The following is an 18,187-nucleotide window of genomic DNA, read 5'->3' as shown; positions in this document are numbered from 1 at the left end:
TAAACTAAAAGAGCAAATTATTAATTATACTAAATTGATATAATTTATATACTTTATTTAATTACCAAACCAATGAAAACCCAAAAACACGTATTTCCTTTTTTAAATTTCAATTTTAAAAATAGCCTACACATTATGTGCCCTCGGGCATAGTAAACAATATTGGATTATTTGTTTGTACAACAAGTTTCCAGCAGCTATAGAAAACAAATTAAAAATTGAAAAAATGAAAATATGAAAACTAAAATTATACTCATAGCCTTTATTACCTTATTTACAGTAGGAATTACAGCAGCACAATCATCAGACGATGTGCTGAATTTATTGATCCAAAAAGGGGTTGTGAAACAAAACGAAGCCGATTCCATAAGAGCTGACTATGCTTTAAACCAGCAAACGATAAAAGAAAAACAAAAATTATTCAACGTACTTTCTAGCCGAAACATAACTATGGGCGGCTACACCCAAGTGCGTTACCAATCCTTGCAAGAACAAGGAAAAGCGGATGGTTTTGATATTAGAAGAGCGAGATTTGACCTAAAAGGCAATTTTTCTCCGGAATGGGAATACCGTTTGCAAACTGACTTTGCGGTCAATACAAAAATAATTGATGCTTATTTTGCTTACAAACCTTATGAATTTTTGAAAATAACTGGAGGACAATTTTTGATTCCTAATTCGCTAGAAAGTACTACACCAGATAGCAATTTAGAAACCATTGATAGAGCACAAATAAGTGGTTTAGTTGGTCGAAATAAAGATGCCATTGGCGATCAAAACGGTCGAGACATAGGACTTCAAGCGAGCGGAAGTTTATTAAAAACAGCTTCAAATCGGTTTCTTTTAGACTATTACTTGGCTTATTTTAATGGTCAAGGCATTAACATTACAGGCGATAAAAATGAATCAAAAGATATAGCAGCTCGACTGGTGGCACATCCCTACTCTTTTTTGGATTTTGGTTTATCCTATTCGAACGGGCATGACACATGGACTACGGTAGCAAAAAACCAAGATGAAATTAGAATAGAAGCAGATCTTGCTTTTAATTATAATGATTTGTCATTTAGAGCCGAATATTTGCAAGCCCAACAAGGAACTTATGTAGTAAATGGTAGTACAAAAGACCTCCTCAAAGACGGTTGGTATGCACAAGTAGGCTATTTTGCACTGCCCAAGAAACTACAATTTGTGGTAAAATACGACACTTTTGACCCTACAAAAGACAATGCTATTAATGACATTTCTACGTTCTATACGCTTGGTACCAATTTATATCCCAATAGTTTTGTAAAATTCCAAATCAACTACAAACACAAAAGCGAACAAAGAACGGCAATCAATAAAGATGAAATTGTAGCGCAATTGCAAATAAAATTCTAAATCCAATAATTAAAAAATTAAATCAAATTAAAATGAAAACATACAAATCATCACTAGTAGCCTTACTTCTTTTAGTATTGGCAAATGTAAACACGACAAAAGTTGTTGCTCAAGAATTAAAAGGAAACATTAGTATTTCTGGTGCTTTTGCCTTGTATCCAATCACCGTGAAATGGGCCGAAGAGTTCAAAAAACTACATCCTGCTGTCAAAATCGATATTCAAGCCGGTGGAGCTGGAAAAGGAATAACCGATGTATTGTCTAAAGTTACGGATATTGGATTGGTATCTCGCGACCTGAATCCTGCGGAATTCAAAAAAGAAGCCTTTGCCGTGGCGGTTACTAAAGATGCCGTAATTCCGACCATAAGTGCCACCAGTCCGTATAGAAAAGTATTGTATGAAAGAGGGGTACGAAAAGACGCTTTTAACAACATCTTCATTACTGGAAAATACAAATCGTGGAACGCTTTGGGTTTCAAAAGCGAGGCGCCAATTCACGTTTACACCCGATCTGATGCATCTGGAGCTGCTGAAACTTGGGCGAAATATTTCAATAAAAAACAAGAAGATTTGCTTGGAGTTGCGGTTTTTGGCGACCCAGGTTTGGCACAAGCTGTAAAAAGAGACCCAAACGGAATTGGTTTTAACAACATTGTTTACATCTATGATACCAAAACCAACAAAGCAACTAACGGCGTAGTTCCCTTGCCAATTGACTTAAATAACAACGGGAAATTAGATCCAGATGAAAATTTTTATGACAATTTAGACCTCTTAATTGCCGCAATTGTTGCTGGAAAATACCCTTCGCCACCAGCAAGAGATTTATATTATGTAACGGTTGGAAAACCAAAAAATCCAATCGTAAAAGAATTCATAAAATACATTTTAACTGATGGACAAAAATTTGTTACCGAAGCTGGTTATATCAAATTCTCAAAAGAAAAATTGACCAAGGAATTAGAAAAAGTGAAATAAAAAAACAAATACTTTTTGCCACAGATTTCACAGATTTCACCGATTAACACAGATTAAAAAATTAAATCTGTGGCAAAAATACAACCCACTTACGTAAAACATCAATGATGAATATAAGATTACTAAAAGATAGCATTTTTAGCAAAGTTTTCTTTACGCTGACCATTCTTTCCATATCTACGGTGGTATTGTTGGGATTGGGATTGTATTACAAATCCATCCCAATATTAGACAGCAGTTCGTTATCGAAATTGTTGTTTTCTTCAGAATGGAAACCCTTTAAGGAAGCTTTTGGGTTTTATCCTTTTATAATGGGAACGCTGTGGGTAACGGTAATTTCAATTGTAATTGCTTTGCCATTGTCGCTTCTTACAGCAATTTACCTTTCGGAATATGCGCATTTTCGGGTTCGGAAACTAGTCCTGCCATTGATAGAATTATTGTCGGGGATTCCGCCTGTTCTTTTTGGAGTTTGGGGCGTTTTGGTGATTGTTCCCTTAATCCAAGATTATATCGCACCTCATTTTGTAGAATTTACCACAGGATATTCCGTTTTGGCGGGAGGAGTTGTTTTGGCGATTATGATTTTCCCACTCATTATCAGCATTTTGATCGAAGTTTTTGATAATGTTCCTCAAGAGTTGCGAGATGCATCCTTATCTGTTGGAGCAACACAATGGCAAACTGTCAAAAAAGTATTACTGCGAAAATCAGTTGCTGGAATTATTGCAGCGACAGTTTTGGCCATTTCTAGGGCTTTTGGTGAAACGATAGCCGTGTTGATGGTCTGCGGAAATTTGGCTCAAATCCCTCATAGTCTTTTCGATTCGGGTTATCCTTTACCAGCGCTTATTGCCAATAATTACGGCGAAATGATGTCGATTCCAATGTATGATTCGGCCTTAATGTTTGCCGCTTTATTATTATTTGTAATCATCTTTTTGTTTAATGCTATTTCGAGAATTATTTTATTCCGAATCGAAAAAAGTACCACCTAAACCAACTCCAAATGAGAAAAATAGAAGAAAATATTTTTAAAGTTTTAATGATAATGAGTACGGTTTTAATCAGTAGTACTTTGTTTTGGATTATCTACACGATATTTTCAAAAGGTTTGGGTTCTTTGAATTGGGATATGGTTTCCAAAATACCCGAAGGAGGATTTTACATTGGCAAAGGAGGCGGAATTCTTAATGCTATTATTGGTTCGCTTTATATCACTGTTGGTTCCACTCTATTGGGGCTTTTGGTAAGTATTCCAATTGTGATTTACATTAATATTTATGCGAAGAATAATTCGTTTTTGGCCAATATTACCCGATTGAGTTATGATATTTTATTTGGCATTCCATCCATAGTTTATGGAGCTTTTGGATTTGCGATTATGGTTTATATGGGATTAAAAACTTCGTTATTGGCAGGAATTATAACCGTAACTTTAATGATAATTCCCATATTAGTCCGAGCAATGGATGAAGCCATACGAGTCGTTCCCGAAGATATGAAAAACTCGGTTTATGCTCTTGGAGCCACTCGTTATGAAACCGCAAAAATAGTTTTGAGACAATCTATTCCAGGAATTTTTACAGCAATATTATTATCGTTTGGAAGAGCCATTGGCGATGCCGCTTGCGTACTTTTTACGGCAGGATTTACAGATAGTATTCCAACATCATTAGACCAACCTGCGGCAACACTGCCCTTATCGATATTTTTTCAATTGAGTAGTCCCATTCAAGAAGTACAAAACCGAGCTTATGCCGCAGCAGTAGTACTTACCATAATCGTTTTAATCATTAGCATAACTGCAAAAATAATTAGCAAAAACCTTTCAAAAAACAAAATATGATCCTTCAACCTCATATCAGCATACAAAATTTAAACGTTCACATTGGCGAAAACCATATCCTGAAAAACATCAATCTGGACATTCCTGACAAGAAAGTAACCTCATTAATTGGGCCATCAGGTTGTGGAAAAACAACACTTTTAAAAACAATGAACCGATTACTTGACAATCAAACCGATGTTCGAGTGGGAGGAAAAGTCTTGGTCGATGGCGAAAATATTTACGATCCAAAAGCTGAAGTAACCCATATCAGGAAAAAGATGGGATTGCTATCGCAAAGGCCTTTTCCGTTGCCAATGAACATCTACGATAATGTGGCTTATGGTCAGCGCATTCACGGAAACTACAGCAAGGCAGCATTGGATGTAATTGTGGAGAAAAACCTTCGTGATGTGAATCTTTGGGACGAAGTAAAAGACCGATTGAAATCACCCGCCACTCGTCTTTCAATCGGGCAACAACAACGATTGTGCTTGGCTAGAGGACTTGCCATTGAACCTGAAATTATCTTGGGAGACGAGCCCACATCTGCTTTAGATCCAATTTCAACACAAGCTATTGAGGAATTGTTTTTGCAACTCAAAGACAAATACACCATAGTTTTGGTCACCCACATTTTGCGTCAAGCCAGACGAGTTTCGGATTATATTGGTTTTGTGTATATGGGCGAAATAATTGAATTTGGTCCCACCGAGGAAGTTCTTTTGAATCCAAAAGAAAAATTGACCAAGGATTATGTAAAAGGTTTTATGAGTTAATAAAAAAGGTAGAGAAAGCGAATTGTTTAAAAAAAATACAAATCATCTTTTTGGAAGTAAAATGCAAACTATTACAAATCGTTTCTAAATAAAAAAAGCTTCAGAAATGTCTGAAGCTTTTTTAGTAGCGGGAACAGGACTCGAACCTGTGACCTTCGGGTTATGAGCCCGACGAGCTGCCTACTGCTCTATCCCGCGATGTTTCGAGTGCAAATGTACGATGAAATATTGAATTTGCAATACAAACTTTAAAAAATGTTTTATTTCGTCTATTGACTTGATATGCCTACCTTTGCAAAATAAATCACATAATAAATGTCACATAAAGCAGGTTTTGTAAACATCATAGGGAATCCAAACGTCGGGAAATCAACGTTAATGAATGCCTTTGTTGGAGAAAGATTATCCATAATTACGTCAAAAGCACAAACAACTCGTCATAGAATTCTGGGAATTGTAAACGGAGAAGATTTCCAAATGATCTTGTCCGACACACCTGGAATTATCAAACCTGCTTACGAAATGCAGGAATCGATGATGAATTTCGTGAAATCGGCATTTGAGGATGCTGATATCCTGATTTACATGGTGGAAATTGGCGAACAAGAGCTGAAAGACGAAGCTTTTTTTAATAAAATTATTCATTCTACAATTCCTGTTCTATTGTTGTTGAATAAAATTGATACTTCTAATCAAGAACAATTAGAAACCCAAGTGGCTTTTTGGACAGAAAAAGTGCCAAACGCCGAAATATATCCCATTTCAGCTTTGCAAAATTTCAATGTCCCAGAAGTTTTTCAAAGAATAATCGAATTATTACCAGAATCGCCCGCTTATTACCCAAAAGACCAATTGACGGACAAGCCTGAACGGTTCTTTGTAAACGAGACCATTCGTGAGAAAATCTTGTTGAATTACAGCAAAGAAATTCCGTATGCCGTAGAAATTGTAACCGAAGAGTTCTTTGAAGATGAAAATATCATCCGAATTCGCTCCCTAATTATGGTGGAACGAGACACACAAAAAGGAATTATCATTGGTCACAAAGGGGCAGCTTTGAAAAAAGTGGGAATGGAAGCTCGTGCCGATTTAGAGAAATTCTTTGGAAAACAAATACATATTGAATTGTACGTAAAAGTGAATAAAAACTGGAGAAGTAATGCCAATATGCTCAAACGTTTTGGGTATAATCAGTAAGTTGTCCTTTAATTAAAAATACGATTAAATCAGTATTGGGACACGTTTCTAATGCTGATTTTTTAATAACTACGATTTATAAGTTAGCCTAATATGTCTATAAATAACCAGAAATAATGAGGGCTGTTTAAAAATCTAAATTCTACTATTTATCGTTTTAAAGAAAAATGAGAATTAAATTCTTTGCTAATTCCATCTTTAAAATAAACAACCTTAAACCAATAATCACTTGATGGTAAAGGATGACCATTATAGGTACCGTCCCAACCAAGCATTTTAGAATTTATTTGTTTCAATAATTTACCATAACGATCAAAAATATAAATTTTTTCATTTGCATAGGAATCAAATCCATTGATATTCCATGTTTCGTTGACACCATCTCCATTTGGGGTGAAGAATTTAGGATATCCAAGAATAAAAATTTCTTTACTCAAATTGGTGCATCCATTCAAATCTCGAACTCTTACAATATGCAATTCGTTTGATAAATTTGAAAACACATTAGATAATTGAAATGGATTTTCATCAAGTTGGTATTCAAATAATCCTAATAATGAATTTAATTTAGTATTAAAAACAGTTATACTATCAGAATGGAATTATATACAGTACAAATCAAAATCGCTGTACCAAATGCGCAAAGTGTTTCAAAACTAGATGTTTCAAAATTAACTACAGGGAATTATTTCTTAAAAATGAGTACCGACAAAGGAAGTTCAACCATGAAGTTTATAAAAGAATAACCAAAAAAAATCGATTACATATAAACTTAATCTAGAATAAACCAAAAGCTTGATGAACTCAAATTTTCTCATCATCGAGCTCCTAGGTTACGAAATGATTAATTCGTGTTGCTTGCAGTTTCTTTTCAAACAATCATAGTTTTATTATGTATTTTTGTAACCACAAAAAAATATTTATGAAAAAAATACTTTTGCCTTTGCTCTTGGTTAGTTTGTTTACACTTCAAGCTCAAAAACGCCCTAAATTAGTGGTTGGAATTGTAGTCGATCAAATGAAAATGGAATACTTATACCGCTTTTCGGATGATTTTTCTGCCAATGGATTTAAGAGATTACTCAATAATGGCTATACCTTTCACAACATGCACTACAATTATGTGCCTACATACACGGCACCAGGTCACGCCTCCATTTACACCGGTACCACTCCCGCAACTCACGGTATTGTAGGGAACGATTGGTTCAATAAAGCCATTGGAAAATATATGTATTGCACTGATGATGCCACGGTAACGACTCTCGTTGCAGGAACGGAAAAAGAAGGTGCTATGTCTCCAAAAAATTTATTGAGTACCACAATTACGGATGAACTACGAATGGCAACCAATTTTAAAGGAAAAGTAATTGGATTGAGCTTGAAGGATCGTGGAGCGATTTTGCCAGCAGGTCATTTTGCCAATTGGGCTTTCTGGTATACCAAAACGGGAGATTTTATTTCGAGCACTTTTTATGGTCAAAAACTACCAGATTGGGTCACTCAATTCAATCTCGAAAAACACTACATGTCCTACATTGATAAGGGTTGGAGTTTGTTAAAACCTTTAGATACTTATAACGAAAGTCTCCCTGATGACAATAGCTACGAAGGTAAAATAGACAAAACAACAGGCCCCGTTTTCCCGTATAATTTAAGTTCTATTTATAAAGAAAAAGGAGCCGATGTAATCCGGACGACTCCTTTTGGGAATGATCTTTTGGCAGAATTGGCTATGCGAACCATTGATAAAGAAGCGTTGGGTCAAGATGAAATTACGGACTTTTTGACCGTTAGTTTTTCGTCTACAGATTATGTGGGACATACCTTTGGCCCGCGTTCTATGGAGTTACAGGATACCTATTTGCGATTGGATGAAACATTAGCTACTTTCTTGACTTATTTAGATAAAACGGTGGGTAAAGACAATTACCTACTTTTTTTGACTGCGGATCATGCAGGTGCCGAAAACCCTAATTACCTCAAAGACAATAAATACAATGTCAAAAACATTCCTGCAAAGGACATTGTTGATGCCTTAAAAAAGTATTCATTAGACACTTTTGGAGTTAATCTTGTTTTGGATTATTCTAATTTTAATGTTTTTTTTGATACCAAAATCATTCTAGAAAAAGGATTAGAACTGACTAAAGTAAAACAAAGTTTTAAAGACTTCTTGATGACCCAAGAACAAGTAAAAAGAGTCTACACCGAAGAAGAAATTTTGACCTCATCAGGGAGTGATTATTTTTTGAGTTTTATAGCTAGAGGATATGATCCCAAACAAAACGGCGATCTTGTTATTTTAGACAAAGCGGGGTATATGGAATACCAATCCACAGGAACAACTCACGGAACTCCAAATAGTTACGATACGCATGTACCCTTAATTTTTTATGGCTGGCATGTGCCAAAAGGCGAATTACATACTAAAAAATACATTACACAAATTGCCCCTACGCTTTCGCAAATGCTTAAAATTCCATTTCCAAACGGCACCGAATCTGAAGTTTTAGATACTCTTTTGGACAATAAATAAAAAACAGTTTGACACAATTGTTTTAAAAGTTAAAAGTAAATTTCAACCGAACCGAATCTATAGACTTAAAGTCTTCAAGATTGAAAAGCTAAATTTTAACGAAAAAATTGCACCAATTTTCACAAATTAATTGTTGGAAATTTGGTGCAATTTGTTTTTAAAAAAGTTTTAAATGCTATAAACGAGAGGTACTAAAACATATAGTTTTAACCTGTTTTTGAGCTACATAAGGTTGTTTTTATTCGAAACCAGATTTTATAAAATCGAATATACAACATGTTTTAAATCTAAAAAAGAAGGGTTTAATACAATCTTATTGAGTAAATAGTTATTCGAAAAAAAACGTTCTAATTGGCTCTTGTTTTTCAATTTCTTCCTCCGAGTCAACAAACTCAATGACTCCCTATTATACAATTTCAGGTTTTTCAAATGCTTTTGAAAAAACGGTATCATTGAAAAAAATTGTTATAATTAGGAAATCTTATAAATTTTCATAAAGTGCAACCCTTTCGATTCGAGTTTTTAAACCGGCTTCTAATGGATAGCTATATTTTGATTTCATTTCAAATGCAATTCATTTTTTGAAAAGCGATTTTTAGGATCTTAATCTTGCTACATTTTTTAATAAAAAAACACTCTAAAAACGAATTTTTAGAGTGTTTTAATTATTTTGAGAAAGGAGTTCTACAAGTATTCTCCGTGTTGTGAGATATCAAGTCCTAATTCTTCTTTGTCTTCACTAACTCTTAAAGGAGTGATTTTGTTAACAATAAAGAATAAAGCATAGGATACAGAGAAAGCAAATATAGAAACAAGTACAAGCGCTTTTAATTGAATTAAAAACAAAGTAGCATCACCATATATTAATCCTTGGTTGTCACCTACAATTGCATTTACTGATTTTGATGCAAATACACCTGTCAATAACATACCAACCATACCACCTACACCATGACAAGCAAATACATCTAAAGCATCATCAATTTTTCCTTTAGGAAATTTACTCACTACTAGGTTACTTACAATGGCTCCAATGGCTCCAATAGCAATTGCTGATGGAATTGATACGAAACCAGCAGCAGGTGTGATAGCTACTAATCCTACAACGGCACCAATACAAGCACCCATTGCTGATAATTTATGACCTAAAATTTTATCAAGAAATACCCAAGCCATTGCAGCAGCAGCAGCAGCTACAGTAGTTGTTCCTAATGCTTGTGCAGCAAGACTTCCTGCTCCCACAGCAGATCCTGCGTTGAAACCAAACCATCCAAACCATAATAAACCTGTTCCAAGTAACACATAAGTGATACGTGCTGGGTTTACTTTTTGTACTTTTCTTTTTCCTAAAAATATAGCTCCTGCAAGGGCAGCCCAACCTGCACTCATGTGAACTACTGTTCCACCTGCGAAGTCTAATACTCCCATTTTGAAGAATATTCCATCAGGATGCCAAGTCATGTGGCACAATGGTGCGTATACTACTAATATAAATAATACCATGAATAACAAGTATGCCCAAAAACGAACACGCTCTGCAAACGCTCCAGTAATTAAGGCAGGAGTAATAATAGCAAATTTAGCTTGAAAGAAAGCAAACAATAACATTGGAATTGTAGGTGCTAATTCCCAAGCGGTGTTGGCACTTACGCCTTGGAAAAACATATTTGAGGTTGGATCTCCTATAAATCCACCTATTGATGGGCCAAAACACAATCCAAAACCAACTACTACCCACAGCACAGTTACAATAACCATTGCCATGAAACTTTGTAGCATCGTGCTAATAACATTCTTTTTTCCAACCATACCACCGTAAAAGAAACCAAGTCCTGGTGTCATAATAAGTACCAAAGCTGTGGCAACAATCATCCAAGCTGTATCTCCAGTGTCAAGTTTCAAGGCCACAACGTGTGCTCCTAATGTTGTTACTTCCGGAAATAAATAGATTGAAAAAACGGATAGTACCAGAATTGTGATCAATATCACACTTAAAATAATCTTTCGCATAGTTTTTAGTTTTTAGTTTTAAATTTTGATAAAAATATAAAATCATTTCAAACCCCTATAAAAAATCATAAATAAAAATTAATTTTTGCGATATTTCTAATTTACCCCCCTAAATTTTACGGGTATGCTACAAATGGATGTGAAATTTTACAATTTATTAATGTTGGATTTTATTTCAAACTTGTTTTTTGAACTTTTTTTTCAAACTATTAAAAATATGATTTATAATTTTCTTGCCAAAAAAAGCAATTAGGCTATAAACCAAAAGGAGCTAAATAGAATAATACTATTTAGCTCCTTGAAATTTGTTCTTTGCACGATTATTTTAAAATGTGCTGACTTAATATTTTGTAGACTTCGTTGATGTTGTTCCCTCCTTTGCCAAATTGTTTTACAATTGGAGTAGCATCGTGGTTCAGCCATATTTTCAATTCGGCATCTAAATCTAATATACCAGCGCTTTCTTTTGAGAATTTTTTAATACTCGAATACGGAATCGAAAGGTATTCTACTTTTGAGCCAACCAATTGTTTTTCGGCCAAGATTAATCTTTTGTTCGTAAAAACAAACATGTCTTTGATGAGTTTGTATGCTTTTTCGATACTTTCTCCGTCTATTAATATTGGTTCATATTCTTTGGACACGTTTTCTAAAGAAACTTCGGAGGCGTTGCCAAGTATGGCGTTAAATAATCCCATGTTGCAATGTTGTTAAGTTGAGTCCCCAAAATTAAACCAAAAGCAACGTTTTAATGCAACAATTTTAGTAATTTGCCTTAAAATTCGAGTTTTAACAAATCTATTGCTGCATAATTTTAAAACACTCCTGAAATCCGTGCATTCTTTGTTTGAATTAAAATCAAAAATGTACTTATTACAAAATACTTATGAAAACAAAAATTAAGTGGGGAATCATTGGCCTAGGTAAAATTGCGCATCAATTTGCAACTGCATTACAGCTTGTCGAGAACGCCCAATTAGCTGCTGTCGCCTCCAGAAATTTAGATAAAGCAACTGCTTTTGCAACTGAATTTGATTGCCCCAAAGCATACGGTACTTACGACGACTTGATGCAGGACGATGAAATAACTATTATTTATATTGCCACGCCTCACAATTCGCATGCCGAATTCGCCATTAAAGCGATGCAACATAACAAGCACGTTCTTTGTGAAAAACCAATTGCCATGCGGCACCTTGATGCGCTCTTAATGGTTGAAACTTCTAGAAAATATGGTGTATTTTTTATGGAAGCATTTTGGACTCGTTTTAATCCAGCGGTTCGGGAAGCGTTTCATAAAATTGAAAAAGGCGAAATAGGAACAATAAAATACATCAATGCTGATTTTGCTTTTGCGGTCGAAAATCTCGAAAATAACCGCATGACCGATTTGCAATTGGGAGGCGGTGCACTGCTGGACATTGGGGTTTATCCCTTATTTTTGGCGTATTTGATATTGGGAATCCCCAAAGAAATTACGGCAAAAGCACATTTTCATCCCACTGGCGCTGATGTACAAACGACTATTATCCTTGATTATGAGCAGGCACAAGCGGTATTGCATTGTAGTTTTTTGTCGACTTCAAACTTAAAAGCAACCATAAGCGGTAGCGAAGGTAGGATTAATCTCAACTCACCTTGGTTCATGACCCAATCGTATACGGTTGTAAAAGACAATCAAAAGACCAAATTCAAATGGCCAACCAAAGGCAAAGGATATGCTTATGAAATAGAAGAATGCCATACTTGCATTGCTCAAAACAGAATAGAAAGCACGCTTTGGTCACACCAAAATAGTTTGGAACTTATGGCAATTGTTGATGCTGTACGCAATCAAATAGGTTTGGTTTTTCCATCGGATAAAAAGGAATACCCACTTTAATAGCTGCTGTTTTTTTTAAGTATTGCAAAAGGATTTTTTCGAAAGAAATGAATTAATAAGACAATTGACGTTATCGTTTTGTTTTTTGTCTTACTTTTATTCCAAAAATAATTACTATGCTAGTTAAAGTTTTTGGAAGTGCCGTTTTTGGAGTTGAAGCCACCACGATTACCGTAGAGGTGAATATGGATAAAGGGATTGGTTACCATTTAGTTGGTTTACCTGACAATGCTATTAAAGAAAGTAGTTATCGCATTGCAGCGGCACTCAAGAATAATGGCTACGGCATGCCCGGTAAAAAAATCACTATCAACATGGCACCAGCCGATTTACGCAAAGAAGGTTCCGCCTATGATTTGACCCTTGCCATAGGCATTCTCGCTGCTTCAGCACAAATCAAATCGGATGAGGTTGGCAAGTATATAATAATGGGAGAGTTATCTCTCGACGGAAGTTTGCAACCTATAAAAGGAGCACTTCCTATTGCTATTAAAGCCAAAGAAGAAGGTTTTAAAGGTTTTTTCTTGCCCAAACAAAACGTAAAAGAAGCGGCTATTGTAGCAGGTCTTGACGTTTACGGAGTGGAAAATGTATTAGAAGTCATTGATTTTTTTGAAGGAAAAGGGACAATTGAACCCACGATAATTAATACAAGGGATGAATTTTATAAAACTTTGGATTTTCCAGAGTTCGATTTTTCCGAGGTTCGCGGGCAAGAATCCATAAAGCGTTGTATGGAAATTGCGGCTGCTGGTGGACATAATATTATTTTGATAGGCCCACCAGGTTCCGGAAAAACTATGATAGCCAAACGATTACCGAGTATTTTGCCACCAATGACTTTGCGAGAAGCATTAGAAACTACCAAAATTCACAGTGTTGCAGGAAAAGTAAAAGATGCAGGATTAATGAACCAGCGACCGTTTCGTAGTCCGCATCATACGGCTTCGTCGGTGGCGCTTGTGGGAGGCGGCAGTTATCCACAACCTGGAGAAATTTCGTTAGCACACAATGGTGTTTTGTTTTTGGATGAATTGCCCGAATTTAAACGAGAAGTGTTGGAGGTAATGCGACAACCATTAGAAGATCGGGAAGTAACCATTTCGAGAGCGAAATTTACCATAACCTATCCTTCGTCATTTATGTTGGTAGCGAGTATGAACCCGAGTCCAAGTGGTTTTTTTAACGATCCCGATTCGCCACAAACTTCTTCACCACATGAAATGACCCGTTATTTGAGTAAAATTTCGGGACCATTATTAGATAGGATTGATATTCATATTGAAGTAACGCCTGTTCCTTTTGATAAATTAACCGAAAAAAGAAATGGAGAAAGTAGCGTAGAAATAAGAAAACGAGTTACCGCAGCCCGAGAAATTCAAACGCAACGATTTGAACTTTTTGATACTATTCATTACAATGCGCAAATGAGTTCGAAACAAATTCGGGAGTACTGCGCACTAGATGACGATTCCTTGCAACTACTAAAAACCGCCATGGAACGCCTGAATCTTTCCGCTCGTGCTTTTGATAGAATACTGAAAGTAGCCCGAACTATTGCAGATTTAGAAGCAGCTCCTATCGTAGTTTCAGGACATATTGCAGAAGCGATTCAGTATAGAAGCTTGGATCGTGATGGATGGTTGGGGTAGTATTATTTGTTATGCGCTCCGCAAAGTCTCCGACTTTGAGGTGGTGATTTTTGGTGTTCAACCGATTTTATTTTGGATTGTTTAATTTTATGTCAGTCACAGACTGACGAACGCATCCTCAAAGTCGGAGACTTTGCGGAGCGGGCAAGAATTACTGTTTAAATATATAATACGCTCCGCAAAGTCTCCGACTTTGAGGTGGTGATTTTCAGTCTCTGACTGACCTTAAAAAAGACAAAATGAAAGAGAAAGAAGGATTCCTAATTCGAGATCAATCCAAAGCGCATTTTATAACTGCAACGGTTGTGGACTGGGTTGATGTTTTTTCTAGAAAAAATTATAAAGATAGCATTATCGAAAGTCTAGATTTTTGTATCAAAAACAAAGGAATGATTTTGTATGGATTTGTAATTATGTCCAATCACATTCATTTAATCATTCAGTCAGAAAACAGTAAGTTATCCGATTTGATTCGGGATTTCAAGAAGTTTACGGCAAAGACCATTTTGAATAAAATTGAAACTGAACCAGAAAGCAGAGCGGATTGGATGCTGAAACGTTTTGAATTTGCTTGTAAAAGTCATAGCCGAAATGAAAAATATCAGTTTTGGCAATATGGAAATCATCCCGAAGAAATTTTTTCAGAAAAGTTCTTTTGGTCGAAATTGGATTATATTCATTTGAATCCTGTTCGTGCAGGAATTGTTGCCAAAGCTTCTCATTATATCTATTCCAGTGCTTCTAATTATGTTGAAGATAATGGAATTATAGCCATTACAAAAGTAGACAATCCAGTAATAGCTGTTTTGAAACCACAATCGATTAATACTATTTATAATTGGTAACGAAGGTCGGAGACCTTTTTTCACATCCTCAAAGTCGGAGACTTTGCGGAGCGTATTATATATTTAAATAGTAATTCTTGCCAGCTCGGCAAAGTCTCTGACTTTGAGGATGCGTTCGTCAGTCTGTGACTGGGATATAAATTAAACAATCCAAAATAAAATCGGTTGAAAACCGAAAATCACTACATCAAAGTCGGAGACTTTGCGGAGCTGTTATCCCTCTTTATTCTTTAGTTTTCTTCCTCTAGGTTGGTCGGCTTCTTGAAGCACTATTTCGGAATGTAGGAACTGGGCGGCGGAGGCGGAATCTTTTACTTTAGTAGCTGTTCGTTCTAACATATCGGTTTCAAATTGTTTTAAAACAGTCTCTCGAAGACCTCTTTTTTGCCATTGCGATTTAGAACCACATCCTTTGCTAATACTTCTAGCGAGTTGAATAGCATCCAGTAGTGCTTGGTTTGCTCCTTGCCCTTTGAAGGGACTCATGGGGTGAGCTGCATCTCCAATTAGGGTGGCTTGTCCTGCGTTTTCTAATAATTCGGAAGGAAGTAATTCTCGGTCATAAACGGGATAACCCGAAATATGATTTTCTGGTGTAGCCGCTACAATTTGTGGTACTGGAGTGTGCCAGAGTGTTCTCTTACTGGCTTCTTCCTTGAGTTTTTGAGTACCTTGAGCACTTAATTCCTTGGCGTCGTTTTCGGACATTGGAAAACTCAATTGCCACATTACCGAGTTGGCTGTAAAAGGCATAATGTAGATTCGTTCCTTGCCATTGGCAGTTTGAAATACGGTAGCCGAATCAAGGAGCGAACTGCTAACGTCTTCCAGCGATTTCAAAGGGCAAATCCCTAATATAACGATGCAATCCAGATAACGTAACGGTGTTTTTTCTTCGCCAATGAGCAATCTGCGTACGGTACTTCGAATGCCATCGGCACCAACGATAAGGTCAGCCTTTGCCGATTTAATATCGCCATTCACATTAAAGTTGATGGCAATACCATTCTCTTTAGACTCCTTAAAATCGACCAACTGATGTCCCCATTGCACGGCTTTATGTCCGCCTAGTTGCTCTAACATTGCGAATCGCAAAGCCTGCCTCGCTATGTGTATATTACTCCGTTTTGTAAGCGATTTTTTATCCTCGGTCAACCATTTTCGTACTCCCCATTCGCCTATTACCTTTCCTTCAGTAGTATGAACCAAATGTTTTGTTGAGAAAACGCCTCCCTCTGGATTAAAAATCCCTAATCCTTCAATGGCTTTACTGGCTTGTTGCAACGTGAGTCCATAACCTTGAGATCTTGCATCAAAGTTGGGGTCGCGTTCATAAAGTGTAAAGGGAATTCCTCGGTGCAAACAGGCTACTGCCAATGCCACACCACCAATGCCACCGCCAATGATAGCAATATGGGGGTAGTTTTCGTCATCGGGTTTAGGAGGGCTAGTTGCTGGTACTAAACCACATCCGTGACAGTACAAACAGCTGTATAAATGTCCCTTTGGGTAAACAGGAGCAGTTCCCTCTCCATTTGATTTCTCGAATTGATCGAGTTCTATCTGGTAGCGGTCTCTAGTTTTTTTACTGATACCTCTATTTTTTTTGCCAAGTCCTTTACATTTGGGACAACTAGCCCATATTTTCTCTTTATTTTCCACTTTTTATAGCTGTTTTTAACAGAAAATACGGAACCGTGTTTTACTACCAATTACGAATTACACTGGTTTCAAGTAGGTTCACATCAAAATCATGTTTATCAAACTACAATTACTTACTAGAACGTCTGTCATTATTTTGTTGCGGACGTCTTGGTCCAAAACTATTGTTACTGCTTCTAATGGTAGTATCGGTTTTGGGTTTTTTGGGGGTCGAATTACGTTGCACTCTGCCTTGACCTTGTTTAATAGGTTCAGTAGAAGCGTTGGGATCAGGTTCAAAACCTTTACTGTTTTCTTTGGGCAATTTCAAGCCAACTAATTTTTCTATATCTCGTAAAAAAATCGTTTCGTCTGGACTAAATAACGAAATAGCTTCTCCACTTGCCCCTGCGCGACCGGTTCTACCAATTCGATGCACATAATCCTCTGGAATATTAGGCAATTCAAAATTAATAACATGCGGCAATAACGGAATGTCCAAACCTCGAGCGGCAATATCTGTAGCTACCAAAGCGGTTAGGCTTCCGTTTTTAAAACCAGCTAAAGCTTTGGTTCGTGCACCTTGTCCTTTATTTCCGTGAATAGCTGCTGCTTTAATACCAGCACTAATCATGCTTTCGGTCAACTTATTGGCGCCTTGTTTGGTACGCGTAAAAACTAAAATTTGTTTCCAGTTGCCTTCGGTAATCAATTTAATGATTAATTCTGTTTTTTTCTCTTTGGCGCAAGGATATACTTTTTGGATAATGGCATCCACGGTTGTATTTTCTGGGGTGGCTTCCACTTGGACTGGATGGTGCAAAATCCCCATTGCTAATTTCTTTATGTCTTTTGAAAAGGTTGCCGAAAATAACAAGTTTTGTCTTTTTGCAGGCAATACTTTCATAACACGTTCAATATCTCGTAAAAATCCCATATCGAGCATTCGATCGGCTTCGTCCAAAACTAGGATTTCTACTTTAGATAAAGTTAGTAAACCTTGATTTTGCAAATCGATTAATCGACCTGGAGTGGCTACCAAAATATCTACACCTTGACGCAATTGAGCCACTTGTGGATTTTGGTTTACACCGCCAAAAATTACAGCAGAGCGTAAATCTACAAACTCACTGTATTCCTTTATATTAGCTAGTATTTGAGCTGCCAATTCTCGAGTTGGTGTTAATATTAAGGCACGAATAGGCCTGTGACTCAAGTGTTTTCCTTGCGATAATAATTGCAATATAGGTAGTGTGAAACCTGCTGTTTTTCCTGTTCCTGTTTGTGCAGATGCGAGTACATCTTTTCCTTCTAGAATGGGTGGAATTGCTTTTTGTTGAATTGGAGAAGGGGTTGTGTATCCTTTTTTGCTGATGGCTTTTAATAAAGCATCCGATAATCCTAATGAGTTAAATGACATAAATGGTGTTGCTGAAGTAAACACTATCTAT

General features: G+C 36.4%; 16 protein-coding genes and 1 tRNA gene. 11 read left to right on the top strand and 6 right to left on the bottom strand.

The features are described 5' to 3' along the window. Positions 1-234 precede the first annotated feature (234 nt). The 5 genes from FNW21_RS05215 to FNW21_RS05195 all read left to right on the top strand — a co-directional run bounded on the left by FNW21_RS05215 (position 235) and on the right by FNW21_RS05195 (position 4,970). Positions 235-1,383, top strand: coding sequence for a porin (locus FNW21_RS05215; RefSeq protein WP_144255683.1), 1,149 nt, complete (start codon positions 235-237; stop codon positions 1,381-1,383). Between the two features lie 32 nt (positions 1,384-1,415). Further along, on the top strand, positions 1,416-2,363 hold the full coding sequence (locus tag FNW21_RS05210; protein ID WP_144255682.1) for a PstS family phosphate ABC transporter substrate-binding protein: 948 nt from the start codon (positions 1,416-1,418) through the stop codon (positions 2,361-2,363). A gap of 104 nt (positions 2,364-2,467) precedes the next feature. Beyond that, a complete protein-coding gene (pstC, locus tag FNW21_RS05205; protein ID WP_144255681.1) occupies positions 2,468-3,361 on the top strand; it encodes a phosphate ABC transporter permease subunit PstC in 894 nt (297 codons plus the stop codon). Positions 3,362-3,372: 11 nt separating this feature from the next. Further along, positions 3,373-4,212: a phosphate ABC transporter permease PstA gene (gene pstA / locus FNW21_RS05200; RefSeq protein WP_144255680.1), complete on the top strand. Its 840-nt coding sequence runs from the start codon at positions 3,373-3,375 to the stop codon at positions 4,210-4,212. Continuing rightward, positions 4,209-4,970 (top strand): phosphate ABC transporter ATP-binding protein, encoded by a 762-nt coding sequence (locus tag FNW21_RS05195; protein WP_144255679.1) that lies wholly within the window; start codon positions 4,209-4,211, stop codon positions 4,968-4,970. The genes pstA and FNW21_RS05195 overlap by 4 nt, the downstream gene beginning before the upstream one ends. Before the next feature lie 125 nt (positions 4,971-5,095). Here FNW21_RS05195 and FNW21_RS05190 read toward each other — a convergent pair. After that, positions 5,096-5,168 (bottom strand) — tRNA-Met (locus tag FNW21_RS05190). Between the two features lie 117 nt (positions 5,169-5,285). Here FNW21_RS05190 and era point away from each other — a divergent pair. After that, the gene (era, locus tag FNW21_RS05185; RefSeq protein ID WP_144255678.1) at positions 5,286-6,167 is read left to right on the top strand and encodes a GTPase Era; all 882 of its coding nucleotides are present in this window, start codon (positions 5,286-5,288) and stop codon (positions 6,165-6,167) included. Positions 6,168-6,316: 149 nt separating this feature from the next. On the opposite strand, the gene FNW21_RS05180 is transcribed toward era, so the two are convergent. Further along, entirely contained in the window at positions 6,317-6,670 is a 354-nt protein-coding gene (locus FNW21_RS05180; RefSeq protein WP_185963885.1) for a T9SS type B sorting domain-containing protein, read from the bottom strand. A 69-nt stretch (positions 6,671-6,739) separates the two neighbouring features. Here FNW21_RS05180 and FNW21_RS05175 point away from each other — a divergent pair, with 69 nt between their 5' ends. Then, on the top strand, positions 6,740-6,913 hold the full coding sequence (locus tag FNW21_RS05175) for a T9SS type A sorting domain-containing protein (protein ID WP_317129294.1): 174 nt from the start codon (positions 6,740-6,742) through the stop codon (positions 6,911-6,913). Between the two features lie 176 nt (positions 6,914-7,089). Beyond that, a complete protein-coding gene (gene pafA / locus FNW21_RS05170; RefSeq protein ID WP_144255675.1) occupies positions 7,090-8,706 on the top strand; it encodes an alkaline phosphatase PafA in 1,617 nt (538 codons plus the stop codon). Between the two features lie 684 nt (positions 8,707-9,390). On the opposite strand, the gene FNW21_RS05165 is transcribed toward pafA, so the two are convergent. Next, positions 9,391-10,716, bottom strand: coding sequence for an ammonium transporter (locus FNW21_RS05165; RefSeq protein ID WP_144255674.1), 1,326 nt, complete (start codon positions 10,714-10,716; stop codon positions 9,391-9,393). A gap of 320 nt (positions 10,717-11,036) precedes the next feature. Next, positions 11,037-11,414: a PH domain-containing protein gene (locus tag FNW21_RS05160; RefSeq protein ID WP_144255673.1), complete on the bottom strand. Its 378-nt coding sequence runs from the start codon at positions 11,412-11,414 to the stop codon at positions 11,037-11,039. Positions 11,415-11,602: 188 nt separating this feature from the next. On the opposite strand from FNW21_RS05160, the gene FNW21_RS05155 reads away from it, so the two are divergent. The 3 genes from FNW21_RS05155 to FNW21_RS05145 all read left to right on the top strand — a co-directional run bounded on the left by FNW21_RS05155 (position 11,603) and on the right by FNW21_RS05145 (position 15,095). Beyond that, on the top strand, positions 11,603-12,598 hold the full coding sequence (locus FNW21_RS05155; protein ID WP_144255672.1) for a Gfo/Idh/MocA family protein: 996 nt from the start codon (positions 11,603-11,605) through the stop codon (positions 12,596-12,598). A gap of 116 nt (positions 12,599-12,714) precedes the next feature. Then, entirely contained in the window at positions 12,715-14,250 is a 1,536-nt protein-coding gene (locus FNW21_RS05150; RefSeq protein WP_144255671.1) for a YifB family Mg chelatase-like AAA ATPase, read from the top strand. Between the two features lie 239 nt (positions 14,251-14,489). Next, on the top strand, positions 14,490-15,095 hold the full coding sequence (locus FNW21_RS05145; RefSeq protein WP_144255670.1) for an REP-associated tyrosine transposase: 606 nt from the start codon (positions 14,490-14,492) through the stop codon (positions 15,093-15,095). Between the two features lie 213 nt (positions 15,096-15,308). Here the strand turns inward: FNW21_RS05145 and FNW21_RS05140 are convergent, their stop codons facing one another. Both FNW21_RS05140 and FNW21_RS05135 read right to left on the bottom strand, forming a co-directional pair. Next, positions 15,309-16,757, bottom strand: coding sequence for an FAD-dependent oxidoreductase (locus FNW21_RS05140; RefSeq protein WP_144255669.1), 1,449 nt, complete (start codon positions 16,755-16,757; stop codon positions 15,309-15,311). 109 nt (positions 16,758-16,866) lie between these two features. Further along, the gene (locus FNW21_RS05135) at positions 16,867-18,156 is read right to left on the bottom strand and encodes a DEAD/DEAH box helicase (RefSeq protein WP_144255668.1); all 1,290 of its coding nucleotides are present in this window, start codon (positions 18,154-18,156) and stop codon (positions 16,867-16,869) included. Positions 18,157-18,187 lie beyond the last annotated feature (31 nt).

This window comes from Flavobacterium restrictum (assembly GCF_007097245.1).
Classification (GTDB): Bacteria; Bacteroidota; Bacteroidia; order Flavobacteriales; family Flavobacteriaceae; genus Flavobacterium; species Flavobacterium restrictum.
The sequence above is the reverse complement of the archived record's forward strand: the minus strand, read 5'-3'. Positions and strand labels throughout refer to the sequence as shown.

Bases quoted from the DNA above. Each gene is read 5' to 3' on its own strand.
- FNW21_RS05160 (WP_144255673.1), bottom strand. From the start codon at position 11,414: ATGGGATTATTTAACGCCATACTTGGCAACGCCTCCGAAGTTTCTTTA.
- pstC (WP_144255681.1), top strand. From the start codon at position 2,468: ATGATGAATATAAGATTACTAAAAGATAGCATTTTTAGCAAAGTTTTC.
- FNW21_RS05165 (WP_144255674.1), bottom strand. From the start codon at position 10,716: ATGCGAAAGATTATTTTAAGTGTGATATTGATCACAATTCTGGTACTA.
- FNW21_RS05195 (WP_144255679.1), top strand. From the start codon at position 4,209: ATGATCCTTCAACCTCATATCAGCATACAAAATTTAAACGTTCACATT.
- pafA (WP_144255675.1), top strand. From the start codon at position 7,090: ATGAAAAAAATACTTTTGCCTTTGCTCTTGGTTAGTTTGTTTACACTT.
- pstA (WP_144255680.1), top strand. From the start codon at position 3,373: ATGAGAAAAATAGAAGAAAATATTTTTAAAGTTTTAATGATAATGAGT.
- era (WP_144255678.1), top strand. From the start codon at position 5,286: ATGTCACATAAAGCAGGTTTTGTAAACATCATAGGGAATCCAAACGTC.
- FNW21_RS05215 (WP_144255683.1), top strand. From the start codon at position 235: ATGAAAACTAAAATTATACTCATAGCCTTTATTACCTTATTTACAGTA.
- FNW21_RS05145 (WP_144255670.1), top strand. From the start codon at position 14,490: ATGAAAGAGAAAGAAGGATTCCTAATTCGAGATCAATCCAAAGCGCAT.
- FNW21_RS05150 (WP_144255671.1), top strand. From the start codon at position 12,715: ATGCTAGTTAAAGTTTTTGGAAGTGCCGTTTTTGGAGTTGAAGCCACC.
- FNW21_RS05210 (WP_144255682.1), top strand. From the start codon at position 1,416: ATGAAAACATACAAATCATCACTAGTAGCCTTACTTCTTTTAGTATTG.
- FNW21_RS05155 (WP_144255672.1), top strand. From the start codon at position 11,603: ATGAAAACAAAAATTAAGTGGGGAATCATTGGCCTAGGTAAAATTGCG.
- FNW21_RS05135 (WP_144255668.1), bottom strand. From the start codon at position 18,156: ATGTCATTTAACTCATTAGGATTATCGGATGCTTTATTAAAAGCCATC.